The following is a 15,387-nucleotide window of genomic DNA, read 5'->3' as shown; positions in this document are numbered from 1 at the left end:
TGTTGTCTCTGATATGCGGGTCCGCGAGCTGGAAGTCAAGAATTGGAACGATTCTAAATTTAGGCAGCCAAGCTTATAGCGTCGTCCAACCGATCATCGCCCCAGAACAGCTCATCCCCGACCAGAAAGCTGGGCGCGCCAAAAAGCCCTTTGGCCTGAGCGGTTTCTGTCTGCGCGATAAGCGCTGCTTTGATCGCCGGATTCTGGGTCTGGGACAGCAAATCTGGGGCAAGCCCGGCTGAGTTCAGGCATCCGGCCAGAACAGCCTCATCCGCGATGTTCTGCCCCTGGGCAAATTCGGCGGAATAGACGGCGCGCACAAAGGCGGCTTTTTGCACTCGGTCGTCAATCGCCAGCGTTAACCTTGCCGCTTTCAGGCCGTTCTGCGGAAAAGGATTGGGCCGGATCAAGGGCAGGCCGCGCTGGGCGGTTAGGCGTTCCATATCGCGCCACATGTACCGGCCTTTCGCCGGATACAGATTGAACGGAGAATTATCCCACCCTTGGGCGGCAAAGATCGGGCCCAACAAAAAGGGCTGCCATTCGACCGATACACCATGGCGGGCGGCGACCTCTTCGATACGCATCGCGCTAAGATAAGAATAGGTCGAGGCGAATTCGAACCAGAATTGAATGCTGCGTTGCATCGGTGTGACCTCAGGTAATCGCTTCGAGTTTTTCTTTGCTTAGATCACCGGGAACAATAGTGATTGGGATGGGCAGGCTGCCTGAGTTTTTGGTCAGTTGAGTCACCAATGGGCCAGGTCCCTTTTTGTCGGTGCCTGCACCCAGAACCAGAACGCCGATATCAGGATCGGATTGCACATGCTCGATGATCTGGGCAACGGGCTCGCCTTCGCGGATGGCCAGTTCAGGATCAACGTCTTGCTTGTCGCGCATCCATTTTGCGAAAACTTCAAAATGCGCATGGATACGCTCGCGCGCTTCTTCACGCATGACGGTGGCAACGCCGATCCAATGGTTGAATTCGTCCGGTGGGATTACCGACAGGATTGTTACGCCGCCGCCGGTATGAGCCGCGCGCATAGCCGCGAATCGCATCGCATTCAGGCATTCGCGACTGTCATCCAGAACCACTAGGAACTTGCGCATGGGTGTCCTCATTCATTTCCGGGGATCATGCCCGACTAGGTGCGTGCTGGCAACCAGAGCCTAACGCCCACTGGCGGCCCAGTCCCAATACAAGTCGCGTGCACGCCGGGCGACGGGCCCGACCTGAAACCGGGTGTCCTCCAGCGCGGTCACCGGGGTGATCTTGCTCATGTTGCCAGTCATGAATACCTCGTCGGCCCCGTAGAAATCCTCGAAACTCAGAACCGCCTCATGCACAGCCACGCCGTCGGCCCGCAGGTTTTTGATATGTCGTGCACGGGTGATGCCGGCAAGGAAGGTGCCGTTGGGGACGGGGGTAAAGACCTCGCCGTCGCGGACCATAAAGATATTGGCGGTTGCGGTTTCTGCTACGTTGCCCAATGCGTCAGCCACCAAAGCATTCGAAAACCCGTTCGCACGTACCTCGTTCAGCATCCGTGCATTGTTGGGATACAGACACCCCGCCTTGGCATTCACCACTGCTGATTCCAGTACCGGACGGCGGAATCGGGTCAGTCCCAGCGTGTCCGAGGCGGTCTCAGGGGCCATCGGAATCTCTTCCAGGCAGACAGCAAACCCGGTGCTGTTTTCCTGCGGTACGATCGCTGTCGCATCTCCGTCGATGCCCCAATACATCGGGCGGATATACACGGCCGCGTCGGGCGCATAGGCTTCAAGCCCTTCCAGCACGATCTCGACCATCTGGTCTTTGGTGACGGTCGGGGTCAGCATCAGCGCCTCGGCAGAGCGGTTCACGCGGGCGCAATGGGCATCCAGATCCGGGGTCAGCCCGTTGAAGAACCGCGCGCCGTCAAAGACGGATGATCCCAGCCACGCGCCATGATCCGCAGCGCGCATGATCGGTGCATCCCCATCATGCCATTGCCCGTTGAAATAGGTGCGGATGTTCTTGCCGACTGCCATGACGCCCTCCCAAGCTTTGAGGCAAACCTAGGAAGGCGTTAAGGCAACGTCCAGAGCCAATCAGCCCCGTTTCGCACCAACCATGCCGACGATGTCATAGGTCTGCTGCAGGATCGGGGCTGCAATCGCCCGCGCCTTTTCTGCGCCATTGGCCAGAATGCGATCAATCTCGGCCTCTTCACCCATCAGTCGGGCCATTTCGGTCGAGATCGGAGACAGTTTGGCAACCGCCAGATCGGCCAGCATCGGTTTGAACTCGCCAAATTGCTTGCCGCCAACGTCGGCCAGAACCTGATCCGCCGTCTGATCGCTGAGGGCGGCGTAGATATTCACCAGATTGCGGGCCTCGGGGCGGTTGTCCAAGCCATCGACTTCCGAAGGCAGAGCGTCCGGGTCGGTCTTGGCCTTTCGGATTTTCTTGGCGATCGTGTCGGCATCATCGGTCATGTTGATCCGGGTCATGTCAGAGGGGTCGGATTTGGACATCTTTTTTGACCCATCACGCAAGCTCATGACCCGAGTTGCCGCACCTTTGATGACGGGTTCTGTCAACGGAAAAAAATCGACGCCATAGTCATGATTGAACTTAGTTGCGATGTCTCGGGTTAGTTCCAGGTGTTGCTTTTGGTCATCTCCGACGGGTACATGTGTCGCGTGATATACAAGGATATCTGCGGCCATGAGCGCCGGATAGGCGAATAGGCCCAACGATGCATTCTGTGCGTTCTTGCCAGCCTTATCTTTGAACTGTGTCATGCGCTGCATCCAGCCAAGCCGGGCAACGCAGTTAAAAATCCATGCAAGTTGCGCGTGCTCAGGAACCTGGCTTTGGTTAAACAGGATCGATTTTTCGGGATCTAATCCTGATGCGATATACCCCGCGCACAGCTCACGCGTTGCGTGCTGCAACTCTTTGGGGTCCTGCCAAACGGTGATCGCGTGCAAATCGACCATACAGTAGATTGTCTGATAGTCGGACCCTTGCATCCGGACCCAGTTCCGCAATGCGCCCAAATAGTTGCCAAGGTGCAGGTTACCGGATGGCTGTGCACCGGAAAACACGCGCGGCGTGAACTTGGAATCGGTCATCGAAGGGAACTCCCGTCTGGAAAAATCAGCCCCCGTCGCTTACCCATGAGGCAAAGGGACGTCAACAGCCGCGAAAGGCCCGCCCAATGAGCAGTGAGCATTATACACCCGCCGTGAACCCTCTGCCGCCCGTGGTGGTGGCTTTGTGTGTGTTCATCATGGGGGTTGAACTGGCATTTACTCTAGGTACGCGCGGGATCATTGGGGGGCCAACTGCTGTAGGCTGGCGCCTGGACGCTTTGCAGCACTATTCGTTTTCGCCGGATATCTTCGACTGGATGGTGGAAAACGGGCGCTGGCCGTTCGAGCATCTGATCCGCTTTGTCACCTATCCGTTTGTATCCGGTACGTTCACACAGGCCATCTTTGTCTGCGTCTTTGTGCTGGCCATGGGTAAAATGGTGGCCGAGGTTTTTGGCAGTGTTCAGATGCTGGTGATCTTTGTGCTGTCGGGCGTGGGTGGTGCGCTGGCTTATGCACTGTTGCTGGATCCGCGCTTTCCGCTGGTGGGTGGGTTCCCTCCGGTCTATGGGCTGATCGGAGCGTTTACGTGGATATTATGGCGCAAGCTGTCGCTGGTGGGCGCAAACCAATCCCGCGCCTTCAGCCTGATCGCCGTTTTGATGGGCATTCAGTTGTTGTTCGGCCTGCTGTTTGGCGGAACGCTGGACTGGGTGGCTGATCTGGGCGGTTTTGCCACTGGTTTTGCCCTGTCGTTCCTGGTTGCTCCGGGTGGGTGGGCGCGGATCGTCAGGCGTATTCGGCGCGACTGATCAGGATCGACGCAGAGCCTTTCCGAACTCGGAAAGTTTGAATGCACCAATCAGGTGGCCGAGCAGGAAATACGTGACTGCAGCAACGATGATCAAACCGAGCAGTGCCAGGTAACGCCAGCCTTCCAGGGCAAAGGCCCAGCCAAACAGCTCAATAGCGGCATACAAGACAGCTCCCATCCCCATGGACGCCGCAATGATCCGCCATGCCCTGTTCTTGAACCGGTCGTCAAACTGCGCTTCTTTCCCCATTTTTCGCGCGCCCAAGGCCAGCAGTCCAACCATGGCCCATCCGGCCACCGAGGCGGCAATCGCCGGCGCGAACCATCCCACCAACGGATACAGCCCGAAAGCCAGTGCAGCGTTCACGACCATCGCAAACACTGCATAGTGAAAGGGCGAGCGTGTATCTTCTCGCGCGAAATACAAAGGCTGCAACAATTTCTGCAGCATGAACGCGGGCAGGCCGATGCCATAGATCGCCACGGCAAGTGCGGTGGCGGCGGTGTCTTCGGGGGTGAACTGTCCGCGCTCGAACAGAACCGAGACCAGCTGGGTGGGGATGAGCACAAAGGCAACGGTCGACGGGATGGTCAACAGCAACGTAAACTCACCTGCGCGAGAAAACGCATCGCGGGCGCCCGATTTGTCCCCAGCGCGCAGGCGGCGAGATAGATCGGGTAACAGGACGATGCCGACGGCGATGCCCACGACGCCTAATGGCAACTGGTACAAGCGATCCGCTGCAAACAACCAGCTGACGGCCTTTTCGGTTTTCGAAGCAACCAGCTGGCCCACCACCAGATTGACCTGTGTAACCCCCATGGCCAAGGCGGCCGGAACCGCAATGCGGACCATGTTGCGCATTTCAGGGCTGAGTTTCGGCAGGCCCGGGCGGATACGGATGCCCGCACGTTCGGTTGCAATCCAGACCAGCGCTAGCTGCGCAACACCAGCGATGGGGATGACGGCGATCAGCCAACGGATGACTTCTCCGCCTGATATAGCGCCGGCGATCAGTGCTGTGCAGGCAAAGATGTTCAGTAAAATCGGCGCGGCGGCGGCAGCCGCGAAACGGCCGGTTGCGTTCAGCACGCCCGAGAACAGCGCCGCTAGCGACATGAAAAAGATGTAGGGAAAGACCACATATCCATAATCCACGGCAAGGTCGAAGCGGTCGTCACCGTAAAAGCCCTCGGCCGTCAGCCAGACCAGGCCAGGCATGAAAACCATCGCCAGCCCGACCAGCGCCAGCACCGCCACGGCCAGCAGGTTGAACGCGTCCTGTGCAAAGCCTTGCGCGTTTTCCCCGCCTTCGAGCCGTTTGGAAAACATTGGCACAAAGGCTGCGTTAAACGCACCTTCGGCAAAGAAGCGGCGGAACATGTTGGGCAGGCGAAAGGCGGCGACGAATGCATCCATTACTGGCCCGGGCCCGATGTAGGCGGTCAGCAGGATTTCCCGCAGAAAGCCCAGAATACGGCTGGCCAGGGTCCAGAACCCGACAGTGAACAGGCCTGAAAACAGCCGGATCTGTTTCATGAGACCGCGCGCTCGGCGCCTTCGGAGATGGCCTTGCGCAGCTTGGCCTCAAGCCCGCGCTGCTTGCTTTCCGAGTGATATTTCAACCCAAACATATCCTTGACGTAAAAGGTGTCCACCACTTGTTCGCCATAAGTCGCGATCACCGCATTGGCGATATAGACATTGGCGGCAGCAAGCGTTCGTGTCAGATCATAAAGCAGGCCGGGCCTGTCCCGGGTATCGACCTCGATGATCGTGTAGATCTCGGACCCGTCATTGTCGAAGATGATATGGGTCGGCACGTTAAAGGCCCGTTCGCGTTTCTTGATCTTGTCGCGTGATTTAAGGGCATCCCGCGCCACGACCTCGCCTTTAAGGGTCTTGTGGATCATCTGTGTCAGGCGCGGCAAGCGGCTGGCCTCGAACGGGTGGCCATCGGCGTCCTGAATCCAGAACGCATCGGTGACATAGCCGTCCTTGGTGGTGTAACTGCGCGCATCAACCACATTGGCCCCGACCAGCGCCAAAGCGCCTGCGATACGGGCAAAAATGCCGGGGTGATCACCCATGGCAAAGCAGGCCCGCGTCGCGTCGCGGTCTTCATCCGGGTGCAGACGGATTTCCATCGCGCCAGCATCACCGCTGCGGTCCAGCTCTTTCAGCATCTCGGCAAATTCTACATGGGTCGAAAGGTTCAGGCCCTGCCAATAGGGGTCATAGTGCCGACCCGTCTCGGTTTTGAGGGCGGCTTTGGTCCATTCCGCCAGCTCGGCCCGCAACGCCTTTTTGGCACCGGCACCGCGATTGGCCCGGTTGAGGTCTTCCATCCCGGTCTCAAGCGCGCGTTTGGTTTCGGCATGTAGCGCCCGCAGCAGGGTGGCTTTCCAGTTGTTCCAGGTGTTGGGTCCAACGCCGCGAATGTCGCAGACGGTCAACACGGTCAGTAGGTCCAACCTTTTGACTGTCTTCACGGCCTTGGCAAAGTCGCGCACCGTGCGCGGGTCGGAAATATCGCGTTTCTGCGCCATGTCCGACATCAACAAGTGATAACGCACCAACCATTCCACGGTTTCTGAATCCGATTTGTTCAGACCCAGCCGAGGTGCAATCTTTCGGGCCATCTGTGCGCCTAAAATCGAATGATCCTCGGGTCGCCCCTTAGCAATGTCATGGATCAGCAGGGCAACATACAGAACCTTGCGATTGACCCCGCCCTCCAGGATTGAAGACGCCAGCGGCAGGGATTCCCCCAACTCTCCGCGTTCAATCTGGGCCAGATTGACGATGCACTGAATGGTGTGCTCATCCACCGTATAGCTGTGGTACATGTTGAACTGCATCATCGCCACGATGTGTTCGAACTCGGGCAGAAAGGCCGACAGCACCCCCAGTTCGTTCATGCGGCGCAGGGCGCGTTCCGGGTTGCCGTGTTTCAGCATCAGGTCGAGAAAGATGCGCCGCGCCTCTTTGTCTTCGCGCATGTCGTCATCAATCAGGTTCAGGTTGGCGCTGACCAGCCGCATCGCGTCCGGGTGGATCAGCATGCCGGTGCGCAGACCTTCCTCGAACAGGCGCAGAAGGTTCAACTTGTTCGCCAGAAACTTGTTCGGATCGGCTACGTCCAGACGCCCATGGACGACTTTGTATCCGGCTTTGATCCTGGGGCGGCGGCGGAAAATACGCTCTAGCAGAGGCGCGCCTTTCATATGCGTCGCCTCGAGTTTGGTCAGAAAGATGCGCGTCAGCTCGCCAACCTTCGTGGCCTCGCGGAAATAGCGCTGCATAAACACTTCGACCGCCCGACGACCGGCCCGGTCTTCGTATCCCATACGGGAAGCAACCTCGACCTGCATGTCAAAGGACAGTTGTTCGGTTGCGCGCCCGGTCACCAGATGCAAATGCGAGCGAACGGCCCACAGGAAATCTTCGGCTTCCACAAAAGTGCTGAATTCCTCGGGGGTGAACAGACCCAGCGGTACCAACTCGGCCACGTCCTGAACGCTGTAGATATATTTGGCAATCCAGTAGAGCGATTGCAGGTCGCGCAATCCGCCTTTGCCCTCTTTTACGTTGGGCTCGACCATATACCGCTCGCCCTGTTTCAGATGGCGCGCGTCGCGTTCCTGCAGCTTGGCCTCGATGAACTGGCGCTCAGTGCCTTTGAACAGATCGTCTTTCAGGCGCGTTTCCAACTCATTTGCCAGATCGGCGTCGCCAGCCAAATAGCGCTGTTCCAACATCGCGGTGCGAATGGTGAAATCCTCGGATCCCAGGCGCAGGCAATCCTTGATGGTGCGCGAAGAATGCCCGACCTTCAGCCGCAGATCCCACAGGATATACAACATGGACTCGATCACACTCTCTGCCCAGGCAGTGATTTTGTAGGGGGTCAGAAACAGCAGATCGACATCCGAGGACGGGGCCATTTCCCCGCGCCCATAGCCGCCCACTGCCAGCACGGCCATTTTTTCACCCTGTGTCGGCGTGGCCAGCGGGTGAAGCTCGCGACTGGCCACTTGCATCGCGGTGCAGACCAGCCCGTCGGTCAGGTAGGTATAGGAATGGGTCAGCCGCCGCGCGTCAAATGGATCGCGGACAAAGGCATCCGCGATTGCCTGACGACCGGATTTCTGGACGTTGCGCAAAATCCGCACGGTTTCGCCGCGCCTTTCGGCGTTATCAGATGTCTTGTCGAAGGCCTCTGACAGCTGTGCCATAACGGCTGCGCTGTCAAAGATTTCTTCGGGCTGGCAAATCAGGTCACCCCTTGGGATGAGTGTCAGAGCCAGCCGATCAGAATCCGGCGCCAGAGAAGCTTTGTGGGGCAGGGTCAATCACAACCACCTGTTTGTTCTGGATCGTGGCAATGGCCAGACCACGTTCATTCGTACCGTTGGGTCGCAGACGGAAGATACCGCCAACGCCCTGAAAACCGGCGTTCTGAGTTAGGGCAGATGCGGTCAGAGCGTCGGATTTGCCCTGGCTGACCAAGGCAGCAATCGCGGCTATGCCATCATAGGCTAGGCCACTGATCGGATGTGGTGCCTCGCCATATGTGTTGTTGTACCGCTGACGATAAGCCTGTGCCTTGGATGGGTCCGGCAATGCGAACCAGCCACCCTGAACGCCTGGCAGTTCCAGTGTCTGGGCCGGGATGTCCCAGCGAGTCAGGCCCATATATTGCGTGGTTGCCGGGGAGACGCCCGCTTCTGGTAGAAGCTGGGAATACAGCGGCAACGCCCCTGCAGTGGTCGAAGTCAGAAAGATCGAATCCGCCCCCGAGGACGCCACAGTAGCCTTGATTGTCGGCACCGAGTTGATGACCCCCTGCTGAGAGCGGTCATAGCCGACCGTGCCTGCATTACCCACTCGGCTGTTGCTCAGTGCGGTTGCAATAGCCGATTGTCCAAGCCGCCCGGCGGCATCGTTGCTATGCACGATGACCGTTCCGGTCTTGCCGCGCGAACCGGCATAGTTGACCAACCGGTTGGCGGTGTTTTCAAAAGTGGGGCCGAGCACGAAGACATTGCCGCCTGCGATGCTGGTATTGTTCGAAAACGACAGCAGGTTGACCTTGTTGTTCAGTACCGCAAGACCAGCTGAGTTTGCCGCCTGGGCGTAGACCGGACCGATGATTATCTTCGCACCGTCTGCCACGGCTTGCTGCGCGACTGTTGCGGCGGTACCCGAATTGCCCCGGGTGTCGTAGACCCGCAAATCAATCTGTACATTCTGCAGATCGGACATCGCCAGGCGGGCTGCGTTTTCAAGGCTGCGCGCCAGTTCAGCGTCCCCGGAATTTCCAGATCCAGCCGGAACCAGCAAAGCAACCGGTACAGGTTTTGAAGTGTTGATCGACGGGCCTCCGCCGATACTGCTGACGTCACACGCCGTCAGAATGGTCGCGGTGGCCAAGACGGCGGCTGCACGCGCCAACTTGCGAACGGGCTTGCAAACGGTAAACATCTAAATGAAAACTCCCTGATCCGGCGGCTTGGGATGCTGCCATTATTTGCGCCGCGATAATAGACGTCACGCTGTGAGGGTCCAGCTTTGAATTTTCAAAAAGTCAAATTGGGCACGGGCCTGTATTTTGTTGCCACTCCGATCGGGGCGGCGCGCGACATTACGCTCAGGGCGCTAGACGTGTTGGCGTCGGCGGACATGATCGCCGCCGAAGACACGCGCAGCCTGCGCCGGTTGATGGAGATTCACGGCGTTCCGCTCGAAGGGCGCCGCATTCTTGCCTATCACGATCACAGCGGTGCCGGTGCACGCGGCAAAATCCTGGACGCGCTGGCTGAGGGAAAATCGGTGGCTTATGCGTCCGAGGCCGGGATGCCGTTGATCGCGGACCCGGGCTATGACCTGGGGCGGCAGGCGGTCGAGGCGGGGCAAATGGTGACCTGCGCGCCGGGCCCCTCCGCCGCGCTGATGGCGCTGACGCTGGCTGGTTTGCCGACGGATGCCTTCTTCTTTGCCGGGTTTTTGCCCAATGCCTCGGGCGCGCGCCGGACGCGGATCGAGGCGCTGCGAGATGTGCCTGGGACGTTGGTATTTTATGAATCTCCGAAACGTGTGGCGTCCTGTCTGTCGGATCTGGCCGAGGTTCTAGGGGAAAACAGGCAGGCCGCGATGTGCCGCGAATTAACCAAGAAATTCGAAGAAGTTCGGCGCGGGTCGCTGGCAGAGCTGGCAGAAGAATTGGCGAGTCAGACGGTCAAAGGCGAAATTGTTCTGCTGGTAGACCGTGGCGCTTCGGAAACTGTTAACGATTCAGACATAGAAGAGGCTTTGATACGCGCCCTGGAAACTCATTCAGTACGCGATGCGGCGGATTTGGTGTCGCAGATGTATAAACTGCCGCGTCGACCGATCTATCAGAAGGCGCTGAAACTCGGGAAAGGGTAAGATGACCTCACGCACTGTCCGAAGTTCGGTTTCTTATCATGCGGGTCAGGCGGCGGAACAGCAGGTTGCGGCAGATTACGAGCGGTGGGGATATTCCATAGCACATCGCCGTTGGCGCGGGGCAGGGGGTGAGATTGATCTGATCGTCCGCAACGGTGACGGATTGGTTTTCGTCGAGGTCAAGAAAAGCACAAGCTTTGAGATGGCTGCTGCCCGGATCAAACGGCGCCAGATTGACCGTATCTGTGCCTCGGCCGCCCAATTTCTGGAAGGGGAACCCAACGGCCAGCTGACAAATGTTCGGTTTGATGCGGCTTTGGTGGATGCATTCGGCGCGGTGCAAATCATCGAAAACGCCTTTGATCAGGTCTGACCCCATTGAACCCCCGGCCTGGCTGGGCCATGTATCTGGCGTGAAACTGAGGGACACGCCATGAAAATTGCCTTTCAGATGGACCCGATCGGGGCCGTGGATATCAATGCCGACAGCTCATTCCGTCTGGCCGAAGAGGCACAGGCGCGCGGGCATATGCTGTTCTTCTACAGCCCTGACAAACTGGCTTATCAGGAGGGCCGGATCACGGCCCGCGGCCACGATATGACGGTGCAGCGCGTGGCTGGAAACCCGGCAGAATTGGGGCCCGAGCGCGAGGTTGATCTGGCCGAGTTCGACGTGGTCTGGCTGCGTCAGGATCCCCCGTTTGACATGCACTATATCACTTCTACCCACCTGCTGGACCGGCTTAAGGGACAGGCGCTGGTGGTAAATGATCCATTCTGGGTTCGGAACTATCCCGAAAAACTCCTAGTGCTGGATTTCCCTGATCTGACGCCACCGACAACCATCGCCCGCGATCTGCAGACGATTAAGGCGTTCAAAGAAAAGCACGGCGATATTATCCTGAAACCGCTTTATGGAAATGGCGGTGCGGGGGTGTTCCGGTTGGATGGCAACGACCGGAACCTGACATCTTTGCACGAATTGTTCACCGGGTTTTCGCGCGAACCTCTGATCGTTCAGAAATTCCTGCCCGATGTCAGCAATGGCGACAAACGGGTCATTCTGGTGGACGGTCAGGCTGTGGGTGCAATCAACCGTGTTCCCGCCAAAGGTGAAACACGATCCAACATGCATGTGGGGGGACGGCCCGAAAAGGTTGGTCTGACGGATCGCGATCTTGAGATTTGCGCAGCCATTGGACCTTTGTTGAAGGAAAAAGGGCAGGTTTTTGTTGGTATCGATGTAATCGGCGATTACCTGACCGAGATTAACGTGACTTCGCCAACCGGAATTCAGGAATTGGAACGGTTTGATGGCGTGAACATCGCGGAAAAGATTTGGCAGGCCATCGAAGCCAGGCTTTAAGATGCAATATTGGCGCTGATGCGAAAGCTCAGCGCCTCGGCCACATGGGGTCTTCGGACATCTGATGCGCCGTCCAGATCGGCGATGGTGCGCGCGACCCGCAAGATGCGGTGAAAGGCGCGCGCTGACAAACCAAATTTCTCGGCTGCTTTCAACAGCAGCTCTTTTCCTTCGGCATCCGGCGCGGCGATTTCTTCCAGCACATTGCCCTCAACATCCGCATTCTGGCGCGCGGACGTTCCCGTGTATCTTTGCGCTTGAACCGCACGCGCCTGCTCGACACGCGCGGCAACCGTTGCCGAACTGTCCCCGGATGGAGGCAGGTCAAGGTCGGTGAACCCGACCGGAGGCACCTCGATCCTCAGGTCGAACCGATCTATCAGCGGGCCTGAAATGCGTCCCAGATAATCCTCGCCGCAGACCGGCGCACGCGAACAGGCTCGCGCCGGGTCCGTCAGGTAGCCACATTTGCAGGGGTTGGCGGCGGCAACCAGCATAAAGCGGCAGGGATATTTCACATGCGCATTGGCACGTGCAATCATGACCTCTCCGGTTTCGATGGGTTGGCGCAGGGTTTCCAGAACGGTTCGTGGGAATTCGGGAAATTCATCCATGAACAAAACCCCGTTATGGGCCAATGAGATTTCTCCTGGTTTGGCTCCTTTCCCTCCACCAACAATGGCCGCCATCGATGCCGTATGATGCGGCTCGCGAAACGGTCTGGTGCGGCTGATGCCGCCTTCGTCAAGCAGGCCGCACAGGGATTGGATCATCGAGGTTTCAAGCGCCTCGGCCGGTGTCAGGGGCGGTAAGATCCCCGGCAGGCGCGCGGCCAGCATGGATTTCCCGGACCCCGGCGTGCCGATCATCATCAGGTGGTGCCGCCCTGCGGCGGCAATCTCCAACGCGCGTTTCGCCCGCTCCTGCCCTTTGACATCGCGCAGGTCGCGGGTGCTGGGGGAAAGGTTGACCTCGCCGGGCAGGGCAGCGGGCAAAGGGGCTTGGCCCGAGAAGTGGCGGACAACATCGCCCAAAGATTCAGCGCCGATCACCTGAGTAGCGTCAACCCAAGCCGCCTCGGCGCTGGAGGCCCGAGGGCACAGCAGGGTTCGGTCCTCGGCCGCGGCGGTCATCGCGGCAGGAAGCGCCCCGACAACAGGCACAAGAGACCCGTCCAGTGACAATTCCCCCAGTGAAACGGCCCCTTCAGCCGCGTCCTTGGGAATGATTTCCAGGGCTGACAGCAGAGCAACCGCAATGGGCAGGTCGAAATGGCTGCCTTCTTTGGGCAGGTCAGCGGGGGATAGGTTGATGGTGATACGCTTTGACGGCAGGGCAATGGCCATCGAGCTTAGCGCGCTTCGGACGCGATCGCGGGCCTCTGAAACTGCTTTGTCGGGCAGGCCGACGATGGAAAAGGCAGGCAACCCCGGTGAAACCGCGCATTGCACCTCGACCGGGCGGGCGTCGACACCTTGAAAGGCGACTGTATGAGAACGAGCGACCATGAACGACCTGCTTGGTTAACAGGTCGTTACTGGCACGCCGCCGGTTTAGGAATCGTTAACGGCGCTGACCATCTGAGTGAATTTCGGCCATGCCTCCGGATCGGCGAGGGTTTTGTCGCGGCAGAACCGATTGCAGAATCCCCAGCGCTGACCGTCCAGGTCCAGAAAATCTGTGACGGGCTCTCCGGAATAGGGGCAGGTCTGGTTGACCGAGGGACCGCTCTGGGCGGCCACAGCAGACGATGCCCCGCCGATTGGCCAGGGATCCGATTGAAGGTCCAGCGAATACGGGAAAGGGTCGTACTGGACTGTCAGACCCATCGCACGCCACTGCCTGACAACCGGATCCGACAGGAGGGTCAGGCAATAGTCCCGGTTGGCGTCCGAAACAGGCAGCCCATAACCGATGATCCGCGCGGCAACGGGCGTGTAAAACACATCCACCAAAGAATATGTACCGAACAAAGGGCCGGTGTTCGCCCCAGACACTTGGCGCGCATGATCCCAAAGGGTTTCGATCCGGCGCAGGTCAGCAAGCGTTTCGGCCGCCGGTTCGAACCCCTTCCAACTATGAAGCAGCTGCATCGCGCATTCCCCGCGGAGGGCTGAAAACCCGGCCACCATCTCGGTGCAAAGCCACCGTGCAGTGGCGCGGGCAGCCGCGTCAGAGGGCCACAATCCGACCTGTGGGTGGCGCTCAGCCAAGGTCTCGGCCATGGCAAGGCTTTCACCAACCACAGTTCCGTCTGGCAGGCGCAGAGCAGGCACCAGACGCGCCGGGAACAGGGGTTTCATATCCTCGGCCATAGTGCCTGAATAAAGGCCGATCATGTGGTTTCGATAGGGCAGGTCGAACTTCTCCAGCATCAACCAACCACGCAAGGACCAACTGGAAAACAGGCGGTCTCCGATAAACAAATCATAGGTCATGGGTCTAGGATGACTCAGGCTATTCAATCCGTAAAACAGAGATTTGTGCGCGGCCTGATCACGGGCAGTGATTGATCCGACCGACCGACCAACGGTCGCCGTGATGGGTGATCTCCGTCACGGAAAGATTGTCGATCCGGTGGCCGAAAGCCTCTTGCGCGTCCACATCCATGGCACGCTGGACCTGTGTCAGGATGACGCCGAAATGGGCAACAATGATCAGGTCCTGGCCGGTGTGATCGCCAATCAACCTGTCAATAACCGCGTTGACGCGGGCTCGGACTTCATTCCAGCTTTCGCCGTTTGGCGGGCGAACTTCACCGGGATTTTCCCAGTAGGCGAAGGTTAGTTCGGGGTCTTCGGCCTCGATTTCCTCGAACCCGCGCAATTCCCAACTGCCAAAATTGATCTCACGCAGGTCGGGGTGGTGGGGCAGGCGGTGCCGGGTGCCCTGTACCGCCGAAGCCGTGTCAGCGGCACGGCACAGGTCGGATGAGATCAACAACCCGTTGGCCGGCAGGTAGCTTTGTAGCCGACCAATGGCGGCGTGGTCGCTTAGGTCAGCAGGCAGATCGGACCAGCCGACCATGGTTTTGGCATGGGTCGGACCATGCCTGACTAGATGCAGACGCGTCATGGCAGTTGCCCTTTCAATACCACAGGAAGCCCGGCAGTGACCTGAACCACCAGATCAGCCTGCGCGGCGAGCGCGATGTTCAGGCGGCCTTGCGCCTCGCGGAATTGGCGAGACAGGGCGTTGCCCGGGACGATCCCGTGGCCAACCTCGTTCGAGACGATGACGACCGGGGCAGGACAGTCTCGTAACGCATCAAGCAGTGCTGTCTGGGCCTGCTGCAGGTCGTGTTCCGCCAGCAGGTGATTGGTTAGCCACATGGTGGCACAATCTATCAGACAGATCTGATCCTGGGTCAGCTCGGCCAGGGGTGCGCCAAGGTCCAGGGGGGTCTCGATCGTTTCCCAACCGCTGCCGCGCTGTGAAACATGGCGCTTAACCTTATCGCGCATCTCATCATCAAACACTTGTGATGTGGCCAGATAAACGCGGCTTTTACTTGATGAAACAACAAGTTGCTCGGCGAATGCCGACTTGCCTGAGGCTGCTCCGCCCAGCACAAAGGTTAAATCCGAACCCACGATCATTACCTTTTAAGTGATCCACCTGGTGTTGTTCTGCGTATCGACCATGGGTCGGCAAGGCAAGCCCGGGCCGCGCCAGCGAAAAAGGGAG

Annotated in this window: 15 protein-coding genes; 4 read left to right on the top strand and 11 right to left on the bottom strand. The window is 58.7% G+C overall.

Going from position 1 to position 15,387, the window contains the following annotated elements; translation table 11 throughout:
* Positions 1 to 59 precede the first annotated feature (59 nt).
* The 4 genes from AC2FH6_RS06265 to trpS are packed head-to-tail and all read right to left on the bottom strand — an operon-like array spanning position 60 to position 3,126.
* Positions 60 to 647, bottom strand: coding sequence for a 2-hydroxychromene-2-carboxylate isomerase (locus AC2FH6_RS06265; RefSeq protein WP_496701734.1), 588 nt, complete (start codon positions 645 to 647; stop codon positions 60 to 62).
* A 10-nt stretch (positions 648 to 657) separates the two neighbouring features.
* Positions 658 to 1,113, bottom strand: coding sequence for a universal stress protein (locus AC2FH6_RS06260; protein WP_142635548.1), 456 nt, complete (start codon positions 1,111 to 1,113; stop codon positions 658 to 660).
* A gap of 60 nt (positions 1,114 to 1,173) precedes the next feature.
* Positions 1,174 to 2,037: a branched-chain amino acid aminotransferase gene (locus AC2FH6_RS06255; RefSeq protein WP_496701732.1), complete on the bottom strand. Its 864-nt coding sequence runs from the start codon at positions 2,035 to 2,037 to the stop codon at positions 1,174 to 1,176.
* A 60-nt stretch (positions 2,038 to 2,097) separates the two neighbouring features.
* The gene (gene trpS / locus AC2FH6_RS06250; protein WP_142635552.1) at positions 2,098 to 3,126 is read right to left on the bottom strand and encodes a tryptophan--tRNA ligase; all 1,029 of its coding nucleotides are present in this window, start codon (positions 3,124 to 3,126) and stop codon (positions 2,098 to 2,100) included.
* 86 nt (positions 3,127 to 3,212) lie between these two features.
* Here trpS and AC2FH6_RS06245 point away from each other — a divergent pair, with 86 nt between their 5' ends.
* Complete coding sequence (locus AC2FH6_RS06245; RefSeq protein WP_281995206.1) at positions 3,213 to 3,899, top strand: rhomboid family intramembrane serine protease; 687 nt, start codon at positions 3,213 to 3,215, stop codon at positions 3,897 to 3,899.
* Here the strand turns inward: AC2FH6_RS06245 and murJ are convergent, their stop codons facing one another.
* Genes murJ through AC2FH6_RS06230 form a run of 3 tightly spaced genes read right to left on the bottom strand, consistent with a single transcriptional unit; the run spans position 3,900 to position 9,389 of the window.
* A complete protein-coding gene (gene murJ / locus AC2FH6_RS06240; RefSeq protein ID WP_496701730.1) occupies positions 3,900 to 5,441 on the bottom strand; it encodes a murein biosynthesis integral membrane protein MurJ in 1,542 nt (513 codons plus the stop codon).
* Positions 5,438 to 8,257: a [protein-PII] uridylyltransferase gene (locus tag AC2FH6_RS06235; protein ID WP_496701729.1), complete on the bottom strand. Its 2,820-nt coding sequence runs from the start codon at positions 8,255 to 8,257 to the stop codon at positions 5,438 to 5,440. The genes murJ and AC2FH6_RS06235 overlap by 4 nt, the downstream gene beginning before the upstream one ends.
* A complete protein-coding gene (locus tag AC2FH6_RS06230; protein WP_142635560.1) occupies positions 8,217 to 9,389 on the bottom strand; it encodes a penicillin-binding protein activator in 1,173 nt (390 codons plus the stop codon). The genes AC2FH6_RS06235 and AC2FH6_RS06230 overlap by 41 nt, the downstream gene beginning before the upstream one ends.
* Positions 9,390 to 9,476: 87 nt before the next feature.
* Between AC2FH6_RS06230 and rsmI the strand changes: the two genes are divergently transcribed.
* From rsmI to gshB, 3 genes are read left to right on the top strand one after another with little or no spacing between them, the layout of a single operon-like run.
* Positions 9,477 to 10,334, top strand: coding sequence for a 16S rRNA (cytidine(1402)-2'-O)-methyltransferase (rsmI, locus tag AC2FH6_RS06225; protein WP_281995203.1), 858 nt, complete (start codon positions 9,477 to 9,479; stop codon positions 10,332 to 10,334).
* Between the two features lies 1 nt (position 10,335).
* A complete protein-coding gene (locus tag AC2FH6_RS06220; protein ID WP_496701728.1) occupies positions 10,336 to 10,707 on the top strand; it encodes a YraN family protein in 372 nt (123 codons plus the stop codon).
* Between the two features lie 60 nt (positions 10,708 to 10,767).
* On the top strand, positions 10,768 to 11,700 hold the full coding sequence (gshB, locus tag AC2FH6_RS06215) for a glutathione synthase (RefSeq protein ID WP_496696384.1): 933 nt from the start codon (positions 10,768 to 10,770) through the stop codon (positions 11,698 to 11,700).
* Here the strand turns inward: gshB and AC2FH6_RS06210 are convergent.
* From AC2FH6_RS06210 to cobU, 4 genes are read right to left on the bottom strand one after another with little or no spacing between them, the layout of a single operon-like run.
* The gene (locus AC2FH6_RS06210; protein ID WP_496691773.1) at positions 11,697 to 13,208 is read right to left on the bottom strand and encodes a YifB family Mg chelatase-like AAA ATPase; all 1,512 of its coding nucleotides are present in this window, start codon (positions 13,206 to 13,208) and stop codon (positions 11,697 to 11,699) included. The two genes, gshB and AC2FH6_RS06210, sit on opposite strands and share 4 nt — an antisense overlap.
* A gap of 45 nt (positions 13,209 to 13,253) precedes the next feature.
* Positions 13,254 to 14,138, bottom strand: a complete 885-nt coding sequence (locus tag AC2FH6_RS06205; protein WP_142635570.1) for a glutathione S-transferase — start codon at positions 14,136 to 14,138, stop codon at positions 13,254 to 13,256.
* Between the two features lie 58 nt (positions 14,139 to 14,196).
* A complete protein-coding gene (locus tag AC2FH6_RS06200; protein WP_496701726.1) occupies positions 14,197 to 14,775 on the bottom strand; it encodes a histidine phosphatase family protein in 579 nt (192 codons plus the stop codon).
* Positions 14,772 to 15,293: a bifunctional adenosylcobinamide kinase/adenosylcobinamide-phosphate guanylyltransferase gene (gene cobU / locus AC2FH6_RS06195; RefSeq protein ID WP_496701724.1), complete on the bottom strand. Its 522-nt coding sequence runs from the start codon at positions 15,291 to 15,293 to the stop codon at positions 14,772 to 14,774. Before cobU ends, AC2FH6_RS06200 begins: the two co-directional genes overlap by 4 nt.
* Between the last annotated feature and the right edge of the window lie 94 nt (positions 15,294 to 15,387).

It is taken from the genome of Ruegeria sp. CDSC045 (assembly GCF_059610725.1).
Note: the sequence above shows the minus strand (reverse complement) of the source record. Positions and strands in the feature narration are given on the sequence as shown.

What these genes read in the sequence shown, in the direction of transcription:
- AC2FH6_RS06220 (WP_496701728.1), top strand. Translation starts at nt 10,336, where the DNA reads ATGACCTCACGCACTGTCCGAAGTTCGGTTTCTTATCATGCGGGTCAG.
- AC2FH6_RS06245 (WP_281995206.1), top strand. Translation starts at nt 3,213, where the DNA reads ATGAGCAGTGAGCATTATACACCCGCCGTGAACCCTCTGCCGCCCGTG.
- AC2FH6_RS06205 (WP_142635570.1), bottom strand. Translation starts at nt 14,138, where the DNA reads ATGACCTATGATTTGTTTATCGGAGACCGCCTGTTTTCCAGTTGGTCC.
- AC2FH6_RS06255 (WP_496701732.1), bottom strand. Translation starts at nt 2,037, where the DNA reads ATGGCAGTCGGCAAGAACATCCGCACCTATTTCAACGGGCAATGGCAT.
- AC2FH6_RS06210 (WP_496691773.1), bottom strand. Translation starts at nt 13,208, where the DNA reads ATGGTCGCTCGTTCTCATACAGTCGCCTTTCAAGGTGTCGACGCCCGC.
- gshB (WP_496696384.1), top strand. Translation starts at nt 10,768, where the DNA reads ATGAAAATTGCCTTTCAGATGGACCCGATCGGGGCCGTGGATATCAAT.
- AC2FH6_RS06260 (WP_142635548.1), bottom strand. Translation starts at nt 1,113, where the DNA reads ATGCGCAAGTTCCTAGTGGTTCTGGATGACAGTCGCGAATGCCTGAAT.
- trpS (WP_142635552.1), bottom strand. Translation starts at nt 3,126, where the DNA reads ATGACCGATTCCAAGTTCACGCCGCGCGTGTTTTCCGGTGCACAGCCA.
- AC2FH6_RS06265 (WP_496701734.1), bottom strand. Translation starts at nt 647, where the DNA reads ATGCAACGCAGCATTCAATTCTGGTTCGAATTCGCCTCGACCTATTCT.
- AC2FH6_RS06230 (WP_142635560.1), bottom strand. Translation starts at nt 9,389, where the DNA reads ATGTTTACCGTTTGCAAGCCCGTTCGCAAGTTGGCGCGTGCAGCCGCC.
- murJ (WP_496701730.1), bottom strand. Translation starts at nt 5,441, where the DNA reads ATGAAACAGATCCGGCTGTTTTCAGGCCTGTTCACTGTCGGGTTCTGG.
- AC2FH6_RS06200 (WP_496701726.1), bottom strand. Translation starts at nt 14,775, where the DNA reads ATGACGCGTCTGCATCTAGTCAGGCATGGTCCGACCCATGCCAAAACC.